Annotated in this window: 14 protein-coding genes and 1 pseudogene; all 15 read left to right on the top strand. The window is 62.2% G+C overall.

Annotation, left to right across the window (positions count from 1 at the left end):
* Positions 1 to 202, top strand: a pseudogene (locus tag M3I54_RS37090) (IS256 family transposase); the annotation flags it as partial.
* A 94-nt stretch (positions 203 to 296) separates the two neighbouring features.
* Entirely contained in the window at positions 297 to 1,142 is an 846-nt protein-coding gene (locus M3I54_RS37085; RefSeq protein WP_254344732.1) for a hypothetical protein, read from the top strand.
* Positions 1,143 to 1,151: 9 nt separating this feature from the next.
* Positions 1,152 to 1,616, top strand: a complete 465-nt coding sequence (locus M3I54_RS37080; RefSeq protein ID WP_254316912.1) for a hypothetical protein — start codon at positions 1,152 to 1,154, stop codon at positions 1,614 to 1,616.
* Between the two features lie 251 nt (positions 1,617 to 1,867).
* On the top strand, positions 1,868 to 2,092 hold the full coding sequence (locus M3I54_RS37075) for a DUF3717 domain-containing protein (protein ID WP_254316911.1): 225 nt from the start codon (positions 1,868 to 1,870) through the stop codon (positions 2,090 to 2,092).
* Between the two features lie 123 nt (positions 2,093 to 2,215).
* Positions 2,216 to 3,241, top strand: a complete 1,026-nt coding sequence (locus tag M3I54_RS37070) for an ATP-binding protein (protein ID WP_254344729.1) — start codon at positions 2,216 to 2,218, stop codon at positions 3,239 to 3,241.
* A gap of 113 nt (positions 3,242 to 3,354) precedes the next feature.
* The gene (locus M3I54_RS37065; RefSeq protein ID WP_254316909.1) at positions 3,355 to 4,269 is read left to right on the top strand and encodes a hypothetical protein; all 915 of its coding nucleotides are present in this window, start codon (positions 3,355 to 3,357) and stop codon (positions 4,267 to 4,269) included.
* Between the two features lie 7 nt (positions 4,270 to 4,276).
* Positions 4,277 to 5,470 (top strand): VWA-like domain-containing protein, encoded by a 1,194-nt coding sequence (locus tag M3I54_RS37060; protein WP_254316908.1) that lies wholly within the window; start codon positions 4,277 to 4,279, stop codon positions 5,468 to 5,470.
* A 267-nt stretch (positions 5,471 to 5,737) separates the two neighbouring features.
* Positions 5,738 to 6,784 carry a CpaF family protein gene (locus M3I54_RS37055; protein ID WP_254344726.1) on the top strand — a complete coding sequence of 349 codons (1,047 nt, stop codon included), beginning with the start codon at positions 5,738 to 5,740 and terminating at the stop codon, positions 6,782 to 6,784.
* A gap of 20 nt (positions 6,785 to 6,804) precedes the next feature.
* On the top strand, positions 6,805 to 7,191 hold the full coding sequence (locus tag M3I54_RS37050) for a TrbC/VirB2 family protein (RefSeq protein ID WP_254316906.1): 387 nt from the start codon (positions 6,805 to 6,807) through the stop codon (positions 7,189 to 7,191).
* On the top strand, positions 7,178 to 7,510 hold the full coding sequence (locus tag M3I54_RS37045; RefSeq protein ID WP_254344724.1) for a VirB3 family type IV secretion system protein: 333 nt from the start codon (positions 7,178 to 7,180) through the stop codon (positions 7,508 to 7,510). Before M3I54_RS37050 ends, M3I54_RS37045 begins: the two co-directional genes overlap by 14 nt.
* Positions 7,504 to 9,978 carry a VirB4 family type IV secretion system protein gene (locus M3I54_RS37040; protein WP_254344722.1) on the top strand — a complete coding sequence of 825 codons (2,475 nt, stop codon included), beginning with the start codon at positions 7,504 to 7,506 and terminating at the stop codon, positions 9,976 to 9,978. The genes M3I54_RS37045 and M3I54_RS37040 overlap by 7 nt, the downstream gene beginning before the upstream one ends.
* A gap of 10 nt (positions 9,979 to 9,988) precedes the next feature.
* Positions 9,989 to 10,738, top strand: coding sequence for a DUF4141 domain-containing protein (locus tag M3I54_RS37035; protein ID WP_254344720.1), 750 nt, complete (start codon positions 9,989 to 9,991; stop codon positions 10,736 to 10,738).
* Positions 10,739 to 10,746: 8 nt separating this feature from the next.
* Positions 10,747 to 11,790 carry a type IV secretion system protein gene (locus M3I54_RS37030; protein WP_254316902.1) on the top strand — a complete coding sequence of 348 codons (1,044 nt, stop codon included), beginning with the start codon at positions 10,747 to 10,749 and terminating at the stop codon, positions 11,788 to 11,790.
* An 11-nt stretch (positions 11,791 to 11,801) separates the two neighbouring features.
* Positions 11,802 to 13,187 (top strand): TraI domain-containing protein, encoded by a 1,386-nt coding sequence (locus tag M3I54_RS37025; RefSeq protein WP_254344718.1) that lies wholly within the window; start codon positions 11,802 to 11,804, stop codon positions 13,185 to 13,187.
* Positions 13,184 to 15,064, top strand: coding sequence for a conjugative transfer system coupling protein TraD (traD, locus tag M3I54_RS37020; protein WP_254316900.1), 1,881 nt, complete (start codon positions 13,184 to 13,186; stop codon positions 15,062 to 15,064). Before M3I54_RS37025 ends, traD begins: the two co-directional genes overlap by 4 nt.
* Positions 15,065 to 15,072: the final 8 nt, after the last annotated feature.

The following is a 15,072-nucleotide window of genomic DNA, read 5'->3' as shown; positions in this document are numbered from 1 at the left end:
CCACCGTACGACGCGCACGCGCAACTGCGTATCGCGACCAACCTTCCTCGGGCTCGCATTCAAGCTGATCGAGGAAGCCGAGAAAACCTGGCGCCGTATCAACGGCCCGGAAAAGATCAAGCTGTTGCTCGCGGGCGTTGCCTTCAAGGACGGCGAACCGGTGCAAGACGATCGGCCGGTTCAGCAGAAACTCGCCGCTTGAAATCGGTCGTCACGATGCTGCCCATACACCAGACTTGACGTTAGCTCTGCGAGGCGCAATTTCCGGTGCAAGGCTTCGTAACATTGCTTCCGTGATGCGTCACAACGGCAAGTCCATCAACGAGCAGAACGCCGACATCCTCACGATGCTCGCGCGCCTGCTGCCGGACGAGCCGACGTATCCGCACGTCGAGGACGTCCTGCACGCGCACGGACTCATCGATGACCTGCCGCTGCCGGATACGTTCAGCAAGCCGGTCGACGTTGGCCAGCCTGTCTCGCCGTTGGCCAGTCGCGTTCGAGAACTGGTTGCTGCAAGCGTCTGCCGGCGTGCCGTGGAATTCGCCGACAAGGAGCTGAAGGCCGGTCGCATCAGCCACCGCATGCACCGCCACCGCTGCAACATTGCCCGTCTGGATGAGGGACGGCACACGTTCGAGTACGGGAACCGGATGGCGCGCGCTCTCGCCGAACGCAACGTAGAGTCACTGCTGAAGGTGCTGGACACTTCCGACGAACACAACCGCGCCAGCAAGACGGCGTTCGAGGAAGTGCTCGGCGTAAAGCTGCTACGTCTGCGCCCGGCGGCACGTCATCGCGCGGTGTTCCTGCTGTGCGGCTACAACGAGGCGCAGCAGGCCCAGTGGGAATCGCTGGCTGCACAGCGCAGGGCGGAATCGGAAGCGGAACGCGGACTGCAGGACGCTCGGGAGGCTGCCACCCAGGCCCGCTACAAGGACACTGAGGACGCAGTCATCACGGGTGTGGAGCATGTCGATCGGGCGATCCGCGAGGGCTATTCGACCATCCGTAGCTATCCCCGCGGCGCAAGCGTCAGGTATGTCCTCGCACGCGGCGAAGAGCGCACGGCGCGCCGGCTCAGTGCGAAAGACGGCACGCTCGCGTATGCGCGCGCTGTCCTTGGCACCCTCGCATCATAGGAGGTTGCCATGCGATTCGAACGTGAGCCGCGAACGGAGGGGTACAACTGGACCGCCCGCAAGGAGGCACTGTTCGTGCGCCGGGAAGCGCGTGAGGCAGAGAAGATCGCGCGCGACTATCCGCTGTTCGTCGGGCAGTTCCAACCGCGACCAACGCTGCCAGTTGATGACGAGCGCAAGCGGCGGGAACGCATGCTGCTGGAAAGCGAGCAGCGCTGGCGTGACCTGCAGGCGCGCTTCTGGCGTCAGGCGCGACGCGCGTATTTTGCGTGCGTTCCTGACATGCGCGCGGCGATCATGGCCGAGTGGGACCAGTGGCGCGGACCTGCAAGGCCGCTCTACTTTACCTACGTCGTCGAGAAGCACAACGGCGTCGGCGAAGAGCGAACGCGTCGACTTCGCCAGGAGGAAGCCGCAATTGTCGTCCGTATCCGGGAGCGTGAGAATTCTCAGGCCCGGCTCTCGCTTGCCTGAAACCTTGACCGAACCGGCGCTTGCGCCGGTTTTTTTTACGTCCGCGCGCGGCACGTCGCGCGCGAAAGCTACCTCGAATTGCCCAGCATTGGCCCGTAGCTGATGCGTGCGCGAGCCTAAACTGGCCTCTATCACCCGCGTCCCTGACGCATCGAACCCGCCGGCGCCGCCGGCAATGCAACCCGCCTGGTAGGGACCCCGTCCCGGCTTGGGCGCGGCGTCTCCCGGGCCTTCCGTCAAAGGAACAGCCCATGTATCCGCAACCTTTTGCAGTGACGATCGCCCAGATTGAGTCGGCGATTAATCACTGGCGTGAGCGTCGACCGGCAGCCGCTGAGGACCAGCCGGTACTTTGCGCGGAAGCTCGCGCACTGGCAGACGTCTACGGTCTTCTCATCTATAGCGGCGCCACAAGCGTGGAGTATTCGACGCTCAACGCCGGGCAGCGCGATGCCCTTGCGGCCACTCTGCGCTAACAGCTTTCTCGCGCCTTAGGCGTATCGACCGCCGCGCACGCGGCAAACCAAATCACCCTGTCAGGACAACGTTCCCGACGGGGAAGTTGTCTGCACAGGGTTTTCTTCTTTCAAGGAACCCAAATGCAAGTCAACGCTTCCCAGCTCAATGCACTGCTCACCGCCTACGTTCCGAAGCGCCTTCCGGTGCTCATTACGGGGCGCCCAGGCATCGGCAAGAGCGATATCGTGGCCCAGGTCGCCGACCAGGTCGACCACGATCTGATGATCAGCCATCCCGTCGTCGAAGATCCGACCGACTCGAAGGGCTTGCCGTTCGCGGCGGCCGACGGCCAGTCCGCACGCTTCCTGCCTTTTGGCGATCTGGAACGCGCGCTGCAGCCTCGCAAGCGCCCGTTGATCTGGTTTCTCGACGATCTCGGGCAGGCCTCGCCGGCCGTGCAGGCCGCGAAAATGCAGCTGCTGCTCGCGCGCCGGATCGGCGAGCACAAGCTGCCCGAGAACGTCACGTTCCTCGCGGCTACCAACCGACGTAACGACAACGCGGGCGTGAGCGGCATTCTCGACCCGTTGATCTCGCGCTTTGCCACCGTGGTGGAGCTCGAGGCGACGATCGAGGAGTGGAGCGCCTGGGCCGTCGCGAACGATATCGCGCCGGAACTGTTTGCGTTTCTGCGCTTCCGGCCGGACCTGCTGTCGGTCCAGAAGACCTCGCGCGACATTGAAGCGACGCCAAGCCCGCGCAGTTGGGGTTTCGTCGCGAAAACGATGGGAGTCGTGCCGAAGGAACTGGAACTGATCTCCCACGCCGGTTCTGTGGGCGAGGGTCCGGCAACCGAGTTGCTGGCGTTCATCCAGATCTACCGGCAGTTGCCGTCGCCGGCAGCGGTTCTCGCCACGCCCGATGTTGCTCCGATTCCCGAGGCGCCGTCGGCGCTTTACGCCATCAGTGCGGCGTTGGCGATGTACGCGAACGAGAGCAATTTCGAACGTGTCGTCATCTACACCGAGCGTTTGATCGCGGCGGGGCTGGGCGAGTTCGCCGCGTTGCTGGTAACAGACGCGCTGCGCAAGACGCCGGATCTCGCGAACACCCACGCCTTCATCAAGGCGCAGGGCGGTCCGATCGGCAAGCTGATTCACGGGTGACGTTTCGCTTCATTCCCTCTCCTCGTTGTTCCGGGCCGCGCACGACGTGCGCGCCCGCGTCGCTTTTCCCTTTCCCGATTCATTCCACTTTCTGTCTCTTCAGGAGTCTCTCCATGAACATTACCGATATTCAATCGCGCGTCATGCTCTGCTCGGTCACCATCTCGTCGTGGGTCGCACGACGCTTCGATGAGAAGGTCACTGAGGAGGTTGAAACCCGCCACGACACCAAGGGCATCGGGCGCTTCAACAAGCGGCTGCTGCCCGAGAACGCCTCCAGCTTCAAGGAGGTCCTGTCGCTCGCCGGGCGCATCCGCCGCTACTTCTATGACCACACGCTGGAGTACAACCAGCTTTCGGTGCGTCTGCTGCCCACTTCCATCTACATGGAATTCTCGACACAGATGCGCAGGATGAAGGACGAGTTCGATCTCGCCGTGCAGGTTTTCCTCACCGACTACCTGGACCTCAAGGAACAGGCCCGTCAGGAGATGAACGGCCTCTTCAACGAGGCGGACTACCCGACGCTCGCGCAGCTTGGCGAGAAGTTCGGCGTACGCATGGCGGTCCTGCCGTTCCCGGACGCCAGCCAGTTCGGTGTCGATCTGCCCGAGGACGTGCTCACGAGCCTGCGCTCTGAAATCGATCAGCACGTCGAGCGCTCGATCGACCATGCGAACCAGGACATCGTGCGCCGTCTGTACGATGCCGTGTCCGCGATGGCCAACCGGCTGTATGCGGCCGGTGGCGTACGTATCGACGTTGCCGACAACGTGCGTGAGCTGTGCGGGCTGCTGCCGAAGCTGAATTTCAGCAACGATCCGCAGCTGAACCACATCCTCGAGCAGGCCAACCGTCACCTTGCCGTGCACAACGGCGTCGACCTGAAGGAATCCGAGGTGCTTCGTTCCCAGGTGGCCGCCAAGGCAACCGAGATCGAGGAACTGATGGAGGCCTTCATGGGCGGCAAGCCGCAGGCAGCGATGCCCAAACCCGGCCTCGCGCCGCAGCTGCGCATCGCGGCGTGAGGTGCGCATGGATACTCGCATCTCGAAACAGCGTTCGGCGTTGGTGATGGACCAGCCGTTTTTTGGCGCGCTGGCGCTGCGTCTGAAGGTAGTCGAGGATCCGGCTTGCAAGACGTTCTGGGTGGACGGAGAGGCGCTGGGCTACAACCCGGCGTATCTTGACACCCTGAACGATCTGGAATGCCGGGGCGTGCTCGCGCACGAGATCCTGCACGTCGCCAACGGCCACTGCTTCCGGCAGGGGCCGCGCGACGCGAAGCGGTGGAACGATGCGTGCGACTACGCAATCAATCCGATCGTGAAGCAGGCAGGGATGGTTCTGCCAGCAGGACACCTCGACGACGCGCGCTTTCATGGCAAGTCGGCCGAGGAGATTTACGCGGTCCTCACGCAGGAGGCGAGGCAAAAGGAAAAGGAGAAGTCTGGCGGCAAACCTGGTGCGCAAGCACCGGGCGCTCAACAGGCACCCGCGAACGGCGCGAACACACCGTCAGCGGCTCCCGATCCCGATGCACCGCCTTCCTGCGGCGAGGTCCGCCCTTATCCGGGGCCGGACAAACCCGTGAAGGAAGCCGAGTGGAAGGTCGCCACGCTCCAGGCCGCGAAAGCGGCCAGGATGCGCGGCAAGCTTCCCGGCGGCATGCAGGCGATGGTGGAGGCAGCAGCGGAGCCATCTGTGGACTGGCGTTCGATCCTGATGCGCTTTGCGCAGCAGGTGACAAACGACGACTACAGCTTCGCGATGCCCAACCGCCGTTACCTGCATCTCGGGTTCTACCTGCCGTCGCTGCATTCGCCGGCGGTGGGTGACGCGGTGTTTGTACGCGACAGCAGCGGCTCGGTCTTCGACGAGACGCAGGCGCAGTTCGCGGCCGAGATCATTCACGTGGCCGAAGTCGTTCGCCCCGCGCGTCTGATTGTGATGGACTGCGACAAGCGCGTCACGCAGGTGCAGGTCTTCGAACGGGGTGACCCGATCGAGCTTGCGCCGGTTAAGGGTGGGGGCGGCACGGCCTTCACCGATCCGTTCCGTCGTCTGGAAGTGGAGGGCCTCAATCCGGCATTCCTCGTCTATCTGACGGACATGGATGGCGACTTCCCCGACGTGCCTCCGTCGTACCCGGTGTTGTGGGCGTCGACGACGCCGCTGCGTCGGGCACGTCAGGCGCCGTTTGGCGAAGTGGTGGAGGTGATCATCTGATTGCCCGTTTTCTTCAACCCGACCCGGCTCACATCGAGCCGGGTTTTTTTTCGCCCATACGCCGTTGCACGCATTGCCCAGCCCGGTCGCGACCGCCGAAAAGCTGCACAAAAAGTGCACCATTCCGGGTTTAAGCGTTTAGGCGCCTAAACGGGTGCGGGGCGACATTTGGCTGCCAAGTCCAGCGCGCAGGCGTTCGGGAAAGCTGCCGAATATCGCTACCCTTTTGCCCGGTTAGCCACGCGGCCGGCCCGGAACAATACCAGCATGTCCGAAGCCGCCGAAAACCCACTGCTCAAATTCAACCGCCTCGAAGAGAGTGCGGTCCGGATGTTCTTCGCCTCGCTTGCGCCGTTGCGCGAGTTTCTCGACGCGCCGGACATCGCGGAAGTGATGGTCAACAACCCGAAAGACGTCTGGATCGAGCGTCGCGGGGTACTCACGCGCGTGCCGATCGAGCTGAATCCGTCAACGCTCTCAGGCGCGATTCACTCGCTCGCTTCCTCGGTGGAGAAGTCGGCGAAGGCGGGCACGGCCCAGGGGATCCTGAACGCGGGGCACGGCAACCTCCGTATCGCGGCCGTCATGCGTCCGACCGCGATCGACGGCGACGCTCTGAGTATCCGAAAACACCGCGACAAACACCTCTCGCTAGACGACTACGTTCAGGCCGGCGCGTTTTCACGCGCGCGCGCGCGCGAAGACGTGGACCAGGAGTTCTTCCGACCGGGCATCGAGAACCACGATCTGCGTCAGGCATTGCGCGAGATCGTACGCGCGAAGAAAAACATCCTCGTTGCAGGCGGCACGTCATCGGGCAAAACGACCCTGCTCAATGCTATGGGCGCCGAGATTCCCGATGAAGATCGGGTGATCACCATCGAGGACACGATGGAACTCAAGCTGCCAGTGCCGAACAAGCTGCGGCTGCTCTCGAATACCGATACCGGGGTGACGACCCAGATGCTCGTTGCACTCTGTCTGCGCTTTCGTCCCGACCGGATCCTCGTCGGCGAAGTTCGCAGTGGCGAGGCCTATGACTTCATCCAGGCGCTGAACACGGGCCACGACGGCGGACTGGGCTCCATTCACTCGAGCACGGCGCGCGGTGGCCTGCGACGGTTTGAGAGTCTCGCGATGCTCGGCGTGCCTTCCGGGACGCGCTGGGACATCTCCGACCTGCGTCAGAACATCGCCAGCTGCTTCAACTACGTCGTGCATTTGAAGCGCACGGGCGAAATGCGGCACCTCTCCGAAATCCTCGAAGTCCGGGGCTATGACAACGGGGACTACATCCTCAAACGCGTTTTCTAAACCACTGGAGTGGACCAACGATGAAGCAGTACCTTGTCTCTTTCCTTCAAAACGCCACCAGCCGGGTGCGCACGGCGTGCTCGCGTCTGTTCAGCCGCCGCGAACTGCGCACAACGCTGATTGCGGCCGCGCTCAGCGCGATCGCCCCCGTCGCGTCCGCCACCTCCACCGATCTGAGCGATCTAGGCCCTGCGACAGACGCGATCTGCCTGATCTCGAACTACATCAGCGGTCCCTGGCTCTTCTGTATCGGTCTGGTCGTCATGATCATCGCTTTCATCGCGATCGCGAACTCGGAAAGCACGCTCGGCAAGGTCCTCGGCAGCGTGTTCGTGGGTGTTGGTCTCGCTGCCTGTGCGATTCCGGTTCTCAAGGACCACTTCAAAATTTCCTATGTCTGTACGTAACCGTGTCAAGGTCAGCCGTGGCCTGTCCCTGCCTCGCCAGATTGGCGGGGCAGACCGGTTGCTCGCGCAGGCGAATGCCTTCATCACGCTCTTGCTCTGCTACGCGTGCGGGTTCGACCTCGTAAGCTCGATCGGCTTCATTGGCCTCGGCATGGGGATGCACTTCTTCCTGCGGTGGATGAGCTCGCGCGACCCCTGGTGGCGCCTGGTCATGCTCGTCTACAACCGCTACCCCGACGTCCATGAGCCGACACCGGGCGGCAAGTCGTCTGCCCGCTTTCGGCGTCCCTATGGTTTCGATCAGGATCTGTCATGCTGAAGCCCGGAAAACGGCGTGCACTTGCGCGCCGGCCCATCCAGGAAATCGCCCCATGGATCACCATGGTCACGCCGGACCTGGTCCTCGACAAGGATGGGTCTCTGCTGACCTCGTTCACATTCGAAGGTGTTGACGCCGATACCCCGAACACGAGCGACATCACAGCGGCGCGAAACAACCTCGACAATGCCTCCAAGAACTTCGACCACCGGGTCACGGCGTGGTGGCGGCTTTCGCACCGCAGGGTGAAAGGGGCGATCGACGGCGAATTCGCTTCGCCGCTCGATACTCGACTGGACGCGATCAACCGGCAGAACATCGGGAGCGGGAAGTTCTTTCGCAACTCGCACTCGTTGTCGCTTGCCTTCACGCCCGAGACCGGCTTCAACAAGTTCTTCGAGAAAGTCGGCTACCACCTGAAGATCGGTGGCAAGTCCATGCCCCTTGCTGCCTTCGAGGCGATCCGTGATCAGGTCCTCACGCGCAACGCGTTCGCTTTCGACATCGACCAGTTGACCGCCGACATACGCCGGTTCGAGGGCCTGCTCGATGCGTTCCGTGGCGGCATGGGTCGGCTCAAGATGAAGCGTCTTGAACTGCAGAACGCACTTGCCCATCTGCACCAGACAGCCAATCCTTCGGTGCCGCCGCGGCGCGTGCGGTATCCGGTCACGATGCTCGACACGCATCTGACCGAATCGTTTGTCACCTACGGCGCTGAACACCTGCTGTTCGAGTCTGCACATGGCAAGCGCTTTGCGAAGATCATTGCTGTCAAGGAATGGCTTGGGTTCCAGGAAGCCGCGCTTGATGTGCTCTGCGACGTGGATGCGGAGCTCGACATCTGCGTGATGTACCGGTTCCTGAGTGCAAGCCGCGCGGAAGCCTTCATCAAGTCCGTGCGCAAGTTCTTCAAGGCGGCGGCAATCAACCCGTGGGCAATCCTGAAGCAATTCTTCGCGAAGGAAGAACAGAAGAACGATAAGGGACGCGAGACTCTTGCCGACGAAGCCGAAGATGCGCTCAAGAGGCTGACCGTCGAGGGCGCCCAATACGGTTTCGCGAACATTTCCGTCCTCGTCTACGGCGACACGATGGAGGAATGCGACCAGGCAACCTCCGACGTAGTCGGGCGACTGAGCAACGCGGGCTTCGGCCTCGTGCTGGAAAAGGACAACCTCGGCGCCGCCTGGGCTTCGACGCTGCCAGGACGCTGGGACCAACAAAAGCGACTGCAGTTTGTGGAAACGGCCGCTGTGTCGGACGTCGCGCCGGTGCGTGGGGTACCGGAGGGGCCTGAAGTTAATGAGTGGCTGACGCAACAGTTCGGCCGCAAGACTGGCGCCACGACGATCCTGCCTACGCGCCACCGGACGCTGCAGCGGGTCGTTCTCCATCACCCGGGCGGCCGCTCACATTTGCTGGTCGTGGGCCCCAATGGCGCGGGCAAGACGATGCTGCTGAACTTCCTGCTCTCGCAGATGGCACGTCACGACGCGCGCCGTATCCGCTTCGACAAGGAACGATCCACGCGCATCCCGACGGTGCTCTCGGGCGGCAAATTTATCGACGTAACGGGACGTTACGAGGCGGCGACGCCGATCAACCCTCTTTCGTTGCTGTCGGACGAACGACACTACGCGTATGTCGCGACGTGGGTCCAGATGGCGATCGAGGACGACGCATTCAAATGCACTCCGACGCAGGAACGCGAAATCTTCGAGCGGGTCGCGATGCTCGCGACTGGCTACGCCCCTGAGTACTGGACCCTGTCGTTCCTGACCACACTGCTGTCGGCCGAGTTGCGCGAGCGGCTGCGGATCTGGACGAAGGGGGAGAAGAACGGAAACTTCTTCGACCATGTGGACGATGCGTTCGCGCTCTCGGACAACCTTTCGATCGAATGCGGCGATCTGTTCCAGAACAACCCGGAAGCGGCGCTCCTCTTTACCGATTACGCGTTCTACCGCATCTCGCAGTGGCTGGACGGCACGCGCTTCACCGTCATCGAGGTCGAGGAATGCGGCTTCTTCTTCCTGTACCCACGCTTCTATGCACGCCTCGAACTGTGGGCTGTGACGATCCGGCGTCTGAACGGCACGCTCGCGCTGGCCACGCAGTCGCTCAAGCAGCTCGAGCGGGTCGCGAACTTCGAGGTGCTCAAGGAGCAGTTGCAGAACATCTTCTATCTGGCCAACCCGGACGCGCGAAGCAACATGAAGCTCTACGGCGACGTGTTTGGCCTCAGCGAAGGACAGATCGACATGATCGTCAATGCGATTCCAAATCGCGACTACCTGTGGGTGACGCCCACGCAAACCCGCATGCTTCAGGCGAGCTTCGACAAGGAGACGCTCGCGGCTCTGCGCGCAGATGGACGCGCGCAGAGCGTACTCGACCGCCACTTCACGTCGGGCGATGAGAACTGGGCCGACAACTACATGCGCGAAATGCTTCTTTCTGATTGAGGAACCAAGAATGAAAAAGACCCTTTTTCGTGCCGTCGTCGCTACGGCAACGCTCCTTTGCGTGTCCTCGGCGGCGCGCGCCCAACTCGTGGTGTTCGACCCGACCAACTTTGCACAGAACTTCATTACTGCTGCGAAGGCTGTGAAGGGTGAGATCTATCAGGACACCAACATCGCCTATCAGTACCAGATGATGGCCAACCAGCTGCTGCAGGCCACGAATCTGAACCCGACGGCCATGAAGGCACAGTACGACCAGATCACCGGCGATATTTCGAAAGTAAGCAGTCTCACGTCAACGCTTACGCAACTATACGGGAGCCTGCAGCAGGGCTCGTCCTACGTCACTCATGTGCAGAACCTCATCTCGACGTCGGGCAAGTCGCCTACCCAATGGCTCTCGGACATGAGCGAGCTTTACAAGCAGGGCGATGCGACGGCGACCAACCTGTTCCAGATGGGCAACGACGTGATGCAGCACACGCAGACCCTCGCCCAGCGCCGTTCGGACCTGCAGTCGCAACTGTCACTCACGCCGACCCAGCAGGCGACGGCGGAAATCACGACCCACTACCTGGACATCGTCAGCAGCCAGAATTCCGACATGCTTCAGATGATGGCGGCGAAAACCCAGAACGACGCCCAGCAGCAGGCTTCGACCAATGCCGCGGCGAAGGACAGGCTGTCGGCCGCGCAGTCCTACACCGCACAGCAGGCCGCCGAGCGTGCAGCATTCGACGCACTGCCCAACGGAAATTGAGGGGCAAGATGCGCTTTCGACAGTTCTGGGCCTGCCTCGCACTCGTGAGTCTTGGGCTTCTTGCATCGTCCGCATGGGCCGACGACTCCCCGGCGCTCGGGCAACAGATCACCGAGTCAACAGGCACCACGGTCACACAATCGTCGTCGGGCAACGACACCTTCGGCTCAACGATGACCAAGGGCGAGATCGCCGCCGGCGCTACCAAGGCGGCGGCAAAGGCAGCATCGCTCTTTGCGGCGGCGATCCCGGCGGCGGTCACCGTGAGCCAGAGTATCAAGAGCGAAGCCGACAAGTTCGCCGCAGGCCTGGGCGTTATCACGCTGGTCCTGACGTTTATCCGGTACTCCGCGACCCGGGATCCCGTGTCTGCGTGGGTGACGGTGTTCGAGGAGATCGGGACACTCGGCATCTTTGCGTCGATCTACGTGAGCTACCAAACCTTCGCGCCGGGCTTTTACAACTGGTTCCAGACGCTCGCGAACATGATCCAGTCGGGCGCAGGGCAGGGCGTTTCGTCGTCCATGGCCGCAGCAGGCGGCGCGGTCATGGAGGCTGTCGTCAAGGCGTACAACGGCACGTCGTGGACGAACTACGTCGCGCTCACCATCTCGATGTTTCCGCTGCTGCTCGCCTACATCGTTCTGGTGATTACCAGTATCGTTTTTGCCTTCATGAACAACCTCGGTCTCATCCAGGCCGCGGTCGGGATTGTGATGGGCCAGATTGCGGTGGCGCTTGGATTTTCGTCATACACGCGTGGCTACTTTAAGTCCTGGCTTGACTACATGGTCAGCGCGGGCATGTACTGCGTGGTCTCGGCGATCCTGCTCAAGCTCGTTGCGACGTCGCTCAACCAGGCTATCGACGAAGCAACCGCAATGGGTCTCTCGACGGCCGAAGGTGCTTCATACGTCTTTGACCTTTCACTCTTCGTCTTCCTGCTCTCGTTCGAAATTCCCAAGATGGCAGGGATGTTTGGCGGCGGCGCCAACGCATCTGGTTCGATGATGAAGAAGGCGGCGAGCGTAGCCACGGGAGGTATCCTGTGAGCGCCGCGGCCATGCATCAACCGATGGACGCCCCGGCGCTGCTCGCCGCGCACGATCGCCGCGTCGCGCTTATCCGGCAGGCTGCCAACGAGGCAAGTGACGGCGAGTACCGGTCGCGCTGGGGCGACCTGCTCGCGCGTTGTGCCACGTGGTTTTCGAGCCTTCCGTATTCTCCGGATCTGTACCGTGAGCCCGGTGGGGCGTTTCGCTGCACGGTGGAAACGGCGTTCTACGCGATGCGGCTCGCCGGTGGCCAGAAGTTCGGCACGAACCTGTCATCGGAAAAGCGGCGGCACGTCGAGCCACAGTACAACCACGCCGTATTTATCGCGGCTCTTTGCTCGGGGCTCGATGAACCCTACCGCCATTTTGTCGTGCTTCGAAGCCGCGACCAGGCGGAGTGGAGTCCGGCTGGGCATGGGGCACTGGGACCCTGGCTCGGTGGCGACACATACGCGCTCCAGCGCAGGCCAACGCCGCTCCCGGTCGAGCGGATGCGCACGGCGCTGTTTGCGCAGAATCTCATTGGCCACGAACTGCTTGCCGGGTACGAGGCAGGGGTGCTTGCTCATCTCTTTGGCGCGATCAATCCAACGGTCACCGCGCCACCTGGCGAGTCGCTCGTACACAAAGTCGTGCGCCAGGCCGTCGCGGTCGCTGCAGACTTTGACAAAAAAGCGCAACACGCAGTCTTCGAGGCGGTTCAATACCCTGTACCACCCGCAATCAACGTGGCGGCGGCCGTTCAGCCGGTAGTCACGCCGACGCCTGCGCCAACGGCAGCCGCCGGCACCGCACCCATTGCATCTGCGCCTCCCGCGCCGGCCGCGGTTGTGCGGCCGGTTACTGCGGAATCCAGTGCCGGGGCACCTGCCGAAGCGGAACCTAGTGCCGCTGACGTGCCCGCTCGCGCTCCAGCCGCAACCCCCGCAGCAACGGCGGCGCCCGCTCCTGATCGCGAGGAGGCCGGTGAGCCGTCGCGCTCGCCAGCCGCGTCGCCACAGCCGCGCCCGAAAGACGAATCGCAGCTTGGCCTGCCGTTTTCAGGCGAGAAGCAGCCGCAGCCGTCCGTCGATGCTGCTTCTTTTCGTCCGGCTGGACGCCCAGCGCCCGCGGCGGTGCCCGAAGGGTTCGACCAGGTGCTGGAGGGTCAACCGAACATGATCCGCGAGTTCTTCCGTGCGCTCCGGGAGGACGTTGCCGCAGGTCAAGCGAAGGTGAACTGGACTGAGAAGGGGCTCGCGGTGCCCAAGCGTCTCGTTGGAAGTTACGGCGTGCCGAGTGACACGCTCGTTGAACACCTTCGCAAGCGAGGCCTGCTCGTCGCAAATGTGCAGGCAGAGATAGTGTTCGCGCCACGCGCGGGCGAACTGATCCTTCAGCGGGGCGCCGAATGAACGCGACCACAAATTACATCAATCACTTCCGGCCGATCTACGAATTTCGCGCGACGATCTTCTGGCTGGCCGCGTTCGTCGTGCTTCCATTCACGGGTATGCCGTACGGGTGGGCATTCGGACTCGCTGCGCTTCTGCCGTTGCTGCTTCGGGGTCGGCAGGTGTGGAAAGCGCTGCGCTTTCGCATGGCGATCTCGACCAAGTGGCTCACCACGCTTGACGTACCGCGTCTCCTGCGCATCCAGAAGCGCATGCGCGAGGAGAGCGATTCGATGTACCTCGGCATGGGTTTCGAGTGGACGCAGAAGCACTGCCAGATCGCGCACGACATCCTGCGTATGCCGACGACGGACATTCCGGGGCTCCCGAAATGGCTGGGCAAGACTCGGCACGGCCGCCAGATCGAGGAGGCGATCGAGAAGATCTTTGCGCCCGCTGACAGTATCCGGGATCGCATGCCGCAGGGCGCGTCGTGGATCCATGGCATGGAGCCCGACAAGGGGTTCGTTCCATTCCACTACAAGGCTATGGGCGGCCATACGGCAGTGGGTGGAACGACTGGCTCCGGCAAGACCCGCACTTATGAGGTGTTGTCCACGCAGGTCATCCATCTGGGCGACGTGCTCATCATCATCGACCCAAAGAACGACAAGGACTGGAAGGCGCGGGTGGAGCGCGAATGCGCGCGCACCGGGCGCAAGTTCCTTTACTTCAGCCAGGCGAAGCCTTCCGAGTCGATTCGCCTGAACCCCCTCGAGAACTGGTCCCAGCCGTCCGAAATCCCCGGGCGCATCGCGCAGCTTATGGAGGAGGGGCCGTTCCGCGATTTCGCGTTCCTGTTCATCGACCGCGCGGTCAAGGGGGAACTGTACGTCGGCGACAAACCGAACCTGCGCTCGATCCTGAAATACGCGCAGGCGGGCGTCGCCAAGCTCCTGGAGCGCAGTCTTGAGCGCTTCTTCCGCGACGCGGGTCTCGCAAATTGGGAGGAACTCGTCGCGACGACGTTGACCCAGATCGGTGGCAAGCCCGGCAGCGTGTCGAAAGTCGATGCGATGGTGCTGCTCTACAACGAACGATATGCCCACGAGGACCACGGTCACGAGGCAATCGACGGCCTCATCGCGACTCACACGCACGATCGCGACCACTACACTCGGGTGATCGCTTCGGTGATGCCTCTGCTGCAGATGCTCGCTACTGGCGAGACGGGTCTCATGCTCGCGCCGAAGGTCGAGGACTTCGAAGACGAACGGGAAATATGGGACATCGATCGCATCATCAAGCAGAAAGCGGTCCTCTACATGGGCTTCGACTCGCTCTCAAACAGCATCGTGCAGAAGGCAATAGCGTCGCTGGTTCTTGCCGATGTCGCCGCAGTGTGCGGCGCAATCTACAACTTCTATAAAACCAATCCCGATGTCGTTCTGGTTATTGACGAAGTTGCCGAAGCGATCAACGAACAGGTTATCCAGATTCTGAACAAGGGCCGCGGCGCGGGCTTCAAGGCGTTCGTCGCGTTCCAGACACGCTCGGATCTGGAAGCCAAACTCGGAAACGCCGCGAAGATGCTGCAGGTTTTGGGTAACCTCAACAACCAGGTCATCCTTAGACTGGAGGACAGCGACACGGCACAGTGGTTCTCGGACAAGGTCGGCGAGACCGCGATTCGGAACATCCAGATTTCCGGGTCCACGAGCCGTGGGAGTGAAGGCCACATCGGTGAATTCAACGGTGGCATCACACGTTCGCTTCAACTGGAAAAGGCTCCGCTCATACCGACTGCGCTCATCCAGCGGCTGCCCAACCTGCAGTACTTCATGCGCATCTCCGGTGGCGCTGTGTATCAGGGCCGTATTCCAATCTTGCAAGGCTAAATAAAAAA

Source organism: Paraburkholderia sp. CNPSo 3274 (genome assembly GCF_024206475.1).
In the GTDB taxonomy this organism is placed as follows: domain Bacteria; phylum Pseudomonadota; class Gammaproteobacteria; order Burkholderiales; family Burkholderiaceae; genus Paraburkholderia.
This window is presented reverse-complemented; position numbering and strand designations above follow the sequence as displayed.

What these genes read in the sequence shown, in the direction of transcription:
- M3I54_RS37085 (WP_254344732.1), top strand. Translation starts at nt 297, where the DNA reads ATGCGTCACAACGGCAAGTCCATCAACGAGCAGAACGCCGACATCCTC.
- M3I54_RS37080 (WP_254316912.1), top strand. Translation starts at nt 1,152, where the DNA reads ATGCGATTCGAACGTGAGCCGCGAACGGAGGGGTACAACTGGACCGCC.
- M3I54_RS37075 (WP_254316911.1), top strand. Translation starts at nt 1,868, where the DNA reads ATGTATCCGCAACCTTTTGCAGTGACGATCGCCCAGATTGAGTCGGCG.
- M3I54_RS37070 (WP_254344729.1), top strand. Translation starts at nt 2,216, where the DNA reads ATGCAAGTCAACGCTTCCCAGCTCAATGCACTGCTCACCGCCTACGTT.
- M3I54_RS37065 (WP_254316909.1), top strand. Translation starts at nt 3,355, where the DNA reads ATGAACATTACCGATATTCAATCGCGCGTCATGCTCTGCTCGGTCACC.
- M3I54_RS37060 (WP_254316908.1), top strand. Translation starts at nt 4,277, where the DNA reads ATGGATACTCGCATCTCGAAACAGCGTTCGGCGTTGGTGATGGACCAG.
- M3I54_RS37055 (WP_254344726.1), top strand. Translation starts at nt 5,738, where the DNA reads ATGTCCGAAGCCGCCGAAAACCCACTGCTCAAATTCAACCGCCTCGAA.
- M3I54_RS37050 (WP_254316906.1), top strand. Translation starts at nt 6,805, where the DNA reads ATGAAGCAGTACCTTGTCTCTTTCCTTCAAAACGCCACCAGCCGGGTG.
- M3I54_RS37045 (WP_254344724.1), top strand. Translation starts at nt 7,178, where the DNA reads ATGTCTGTACGTAACCGTGTCAAGGTCAGCCGTGGCCTGTCCCTGCCT.
- M3I54_RS37040 (WP_254344722.1), top strand. Translation starts at nt 7,504, where the DNA reads ATGCTGAAGCCCGGAAAACGGCGTGCACTTGCGCGCCGGCCCATCCAG.
- M3I54_RS37035 (WP_254344720.1), top strand. Translation starts at nt 9,989, where the DNA reads ATGAAAAAGACCCTTTTTCGTGCCGTCGTCGCTACGGCAACGCTCCTT.
- M3I54_RS37030 (WP_254316902.1), top strand. Translation starts at nt 10,747, where the DNA reads ATGCGCTTTCGACAGTTCTGGGCCTGCCTCGCACTCGTGAGTCTTGGG.
- M3I54_RS37025 (WP_254344718.1), top strand. Translation starts at nt 11,802, where the DNA reads ATGCATCAACCGATGGACGCCCCGGCGCTGCTCGCCGCGCACGATCGC.
- traD (WP_254316900.1), top strand. Translation starts at nt 13,184, where the DNA reads ATGAACGCGACCACAAATTACATCAATCACTTCCGGCCGATCTACGAA.